Consider the following 4,051-nt stretch of genomic DNA (forward strand, 5'->3'; position numbering starts at 1 on the left):
GGCCGTCACAGTCGGCCGGCCGTCGGTCGCGAGGGCGGGCGTGGGTCGCGAGGGCGAGCGCGGGTCGCGAGGGCGAGCGCGGGACGCAAGGGCGAGCGCGGGACGCAAGGGCGAGCGCGGGACGCAAGGGCGAGCGCGGGACGCAAGGGCGAGCGCGGGACGCAAGGGCGAGCGCGGGACGCAAGGGCGAGCGCGGGACGTCGGACACATCGGTGCTCGGACACAGCGGTACCGTCGGCCCGGCCCTGGCGCCGCCGTGCCGCAGGACGCCGTGCCAGCGGTCGGCGGCCCGGGCGGCCTCCCCGTGACCCGTCGTGAACCGGGCCCCGCGGGCGACCGCCGGGCCCGGATCGCGTCAGGCGGAGATGCCGTCGATCCGGCTGCCGTCGATCCGGGCCATCGCGTCGTCCGCGCCGTAGGGCTGGAGGTACGGAAGCCAGCGCGGGTCCCGGTGGCCGGTGCCGATGATGCGCCAGGCCAGCCCGGTGGGCGGGGCCGGTTTGTGGCGCAGGCGCCAGCCCAGCTCGAACAGGTGCCGGTCGGCCTTCACGTGGTTGCAGCGGCGGCAGGACGCCACCACGTTGTCCCAGGCGTGCTGCCCCCCGCGGCTGCGCGGGATGACGTGGTCGACGCTGGTCGCGACGCCGCCGCAGTACATGCAGCGGCCCCCGTCGCGGGCGAACAGGGCGCGGCGGGTGAGAGGAACGGGCCCCCGGTAGGGCACCCTGACGAAACGCTTGAGCCGGACCACGCTGGGGGCGGGGACGGTGACGGTGGTGCTGTGCAGGTAGGCGCCGGACTCCTCGAGGCACACGGCCTTGTTCTCGAGGACGAGGACGAGCGCGCGGCGGAGCGGTACGACACCGAGTGGCTCGTACGACGCGTTGAGAACCAGGACATGCGGCACGGATGCCTCCTTGTACGCCGGCGACGCGTGGCTCGCGCCGGGACGATCCGTAGTCAGTTTCCCCTCATGCCTGGTGGAAGCGCCACCATGTCCCGGTAACGGGCTGAGAGTGTTTTCGACCACACTCGGATGCATCCCCACGATCATGACCGGTTCAAGCGCAGGTGAGGGCGGTCTCTCCTTCACACAATCCGCGGATCCCCTCACAATGCCCCGTTAGTGTGGTGATTCTGTCCCGGCCGGTGACCTTCCCGTGACCTCGGAGGGCGTGCGGAGGGCAGATCGTGCACCTGGAGGTACCTGCCGTGTTCATGTCCGCCGTCCTGTCGGCCGACGGCCCTTCGCCGGCTCCCGTGGAGAGTCCGTCGCCGGCCGTGCCCTCGCTCAAGGACGCCCAGGAACATGCGACGAACGCCGCCAGCTGGGTCGAGCAGAACTGGTCGACCTGGCTCGCGATCGGGCTTCGCGTGCTGCTCATCCTGGTCATCGCGGCGGCGCTCAGAGTGGTCGTGCGGCGGTCGATCACCAAGCTGATCGACCGCATGGGTCGTACCGGCCAGACCGTGGACGGGTCCGGGCTGGGCGGCCTGCTGGTGAACGCCGAGCGGCGGCGCCAGCGCTCGCAGGCGATCGGGTCGGTGCTGCGCTCGGTGGCCTCGTTCCTGATCCTGGGCACGGCCGCGCTGATGATCCTGGGCACCTTCCAGATCAACCTGGCGCCGCTGCTCGCCTCCGCCGGTGTGGCAGGCGTGGCGATCGGCTTCGGCGCGCGCAACCTGGTGACGGACTTCCTCTCCGGCGTCTTCATGATCCTGGAGGACCAGTACGGCGTCGGCGACACCGTGGACGCGGGCGTGGCCTCCGGCGAGGTGATCGAGGTCGGGCTGCGGGTGACCAAGCTGCGCGGCGCGGACGGTGAGATCTGGTACGTGCGCAACGGCGAGGTGAAGCGGATAGGGAACCTGTCCCAGGGCTGGGCCACCGCCAACGTCGACGTCACCGTGCGCTCCGACGAGGACCTGGACCGGGTGCGGGAGGTCCTGGGCGACGTCGCCGCGAAGATGGGCAAGGAGGAGCCCTGGAACGAGCTCCTGTGGAGCCCGGTCGAGGTGCTCGGCCTGGACTCGGTGCTGCTGGACTCGATGGTCGTGCGGGTGTCGGCGAAGACGATGCCCGGCAAGTCCCTCACCGTGGAGCGCGAGCTGCGCTGGCGCATCAAGCGGGCCTTCGACGAGGCCGGCATCCGCATCGTGGGCGGTGCCACCGCCCCGGTGGACGCGGCCCCGGGGCCCGACCCGGCCGCGGCGGTCGCGCCCCCGTCGGCGTACGCGAGTTCGGTCTCGCCGCAGTCGATCGCGGCGTCCCCGATCACCCCGCCCAACACCACCAAGTAGCGCCGCGGGGCGCCGTCCCCGCGCGTCACGTCAGGGCGGCATCCGGGACCTCCCGGGTGCCGCCCTGTTGCGTGTCCTGACGCGGGTCCTGACGCAGGCCCGGTTTCCTGACGCGTGTCCCGGCGCGTGGCCTGCTTCCTGGCGCGTGTCCCGGCGCGTGGGCGGGGCGGCCGGACCGGCTAGGTGCCGGGCTCGCACGCCCCCTTGACGGCTCCTGCGCCCGAGCCGTACGTTCCTTTACCCACACAGATAGGAAACTTTCCTGACAATGATCGCGTAGTCCACGGGCGGACAGCACCCCTGAATGGACGGCCCGTCGCGGCCACTGAGAAGCTGGGCGGCCCAGGAAGGCAGGTGTGGCACCCATGGCAGGAACCGCCGGTACGCCGGGCACCCCGCGTGTGCTGCGGGCCATGAACGACCGCGCGGCCCTGGACCTCCTGCTGGAGCACGGCCCCCTGTCCCGCACCCGGATCGGCAAGCTGACCGGGCTGTCCAAGCCCACCGCGTCCCAGTTGCTGGCCCGCCTGGAGGCGGCCGGGCTGGTGCTGGCCGGCGGCACCACCGAGGGCCGCCCGGGCCCCGGCGCCCAGCTGTACGAGGTGAACCCGGCCGCCGCGTACGCCGCCGGCCTCGACGTCACCCCCGAGCGGATCCGCGCCGCCGTCGCCGACATCACCGGCCGCACCGTCGGCGCGCACGAACTGCCCGCCCCCGGGCGCCGTTCCGGTGTCCCCGTCGCCCAGCAGGTCACCGACGCGCTGGACGGTGCGGTGAAGGCGGCGGGACTGACCCGCGGCGACGTCCACCGGCTGGTCATCGGCACCCCGGGCGCCTTCGATCCCACCACCGGGCGGCTGCGCTACGCCTCCCACCTGCCCGGCTGGCACTCCCCCACCCTGCTCGACGAACTCGCCGCGGCCCTGCCGATGCCCTTCGAGTACGAGAACGACGTCAACCTCGTCGCCCTGGCCGAACAGCGGCTCGGCACCGCCCGCGGCCACACCGACTTCGTCCTGCTGTGGAACGAGGCCGGGCTGGGCGCCGCCCTGGTGTTCGGCGGGCGGCTGCACCGGGGCTGGACCGGCGGCGCCGGCGAGGTCGGCTTCCTGCCGGTGCCCGGAACACCCCTGGTGCGCCAGGTCACCCGGGCCAACAGCGGCGGCTACCAGGAGCTCGCCGGTGCCCAGGCGGTGCCCGCCCTGGCCCGCGAAGCCGGCCTGGAGGACATCCCCGAGGGCCCGTACCCCGAGGTGGCCGCAGCGCTCGTCGGGCGGGCCGCCGCCGCTCCCGAAGAGCCGGTCCACCAGCGCCTGTTGCGGGCCTACGCCACCCGGCTGGCCACCGGTCTGGCCTCACTCGTCTCCGTCCTCGACCCCGAACTCGTCGTCCTGAGCGGCAGCGGCCTCACCTCCGGCGGTGAGGCGCTGCGCGCCCTCGTCCAGGCCGAACTGGAGGAGCTGGCCGCCCCCCGGCCGCGGCTCGTGGTGGGCGAGGTGCGCGAACAGCCCGTGCTGCGCGGCGCGTTGGACAGCGCGCTGGCCGCCACCCGCGACGAGGTCTTCGACACCTCCCGCTGACCCGAGCGCTCCCCTTCCGACGCCCGCGCCCCCGAGGCGGTCCCCCGGGTCGTCACCGCCCCTCCGGTGCTGGGCGCGGCCCTGCTGGGCCTGGACCGCACCGCCGCGCCCGCCGGCGGCTCAGCGGCGCCTGCGGGCTCACGACGGGGCGTAGGGGAGCCCGGGTCCGG

3 protein-coding genes are annotated in these 4,051 nt (G+C 73.9%); 2 read left to right on the forward strand and 1 reads right to left on the reverse strand.

The features are described 5' to 3' along the window. Positions 1–355: 355 nt before the first annotated feature. Positions 356–907 (reverse strand): HNH endonuclease, encoded by a 552-nt coding sequence (locus G3I53_RS20945; protein ID WP_164332553.1) that lies wholly within the window; start codon positions 905–907, stop codon positions 356–358. A gap of 311 nt (positions 908–1,218) precedes the next feature. Between G3I53_RS20945 and G3I53_RS20950 the strand changes: the two genes are divergently transcribed. Both G3I53_RS20950 and G3I53_RS20955 read left to right on the forward strand, forming a co-directional pair. Continuing rightward, on the forward strand, positions 1,219–2,301 hold the full coding sequence (locus G3I53_RS20950; protein WP_203591452.1) for a mechanosensitive ion channel family protein: 1,083 nt from the start codon (positions 1,219–1,221) through the stop codon (positions 2,299–2,301). Positions 2,302–2,666: 365 nt separating this feature from the next. Then, the gene (locus tag G3I53_RS20955) at positions 2,667–3,881 is read left to right on the forward strand and encodes an ROK family transcriptional regulator (protein WP_164332555.1); all 1,215 of its coding nucleotides are present in this window, start codon (positions 2,667–2,669) and stop codon (positions 3,879–3,881) included. Positions 3,882–4,051: the final 170 nt, after the last annotated feature.

Origin of the sequence: Streptomyces sp. SID14436 (genome assembly GCF_010548465.1) — a bacterium.
Lineage (GTDB): Bacteria > Actinomycetota > Actinomycetes > Streptomycetales > Streptomycetaceae > Streptomyces.

Bases quoted from the DNA above. Each gene is read 5' to 3' on its own strand.
- G3I53_RS20950 (WP_203591452.1), top strand. From the start codon at position 1,219: ATGTCCGCCGTCCTGTCGGCCGACGGCCCTTCGCCGGCTCCCGTGGAG.
- G3I53_RS20955 (WP_164332555.1), top strand. From the start codon at position 2,667: ATGGCAGGAACCGCCGGTACGCCGGGCACCCCGCGTGTGCTGCGGGCC.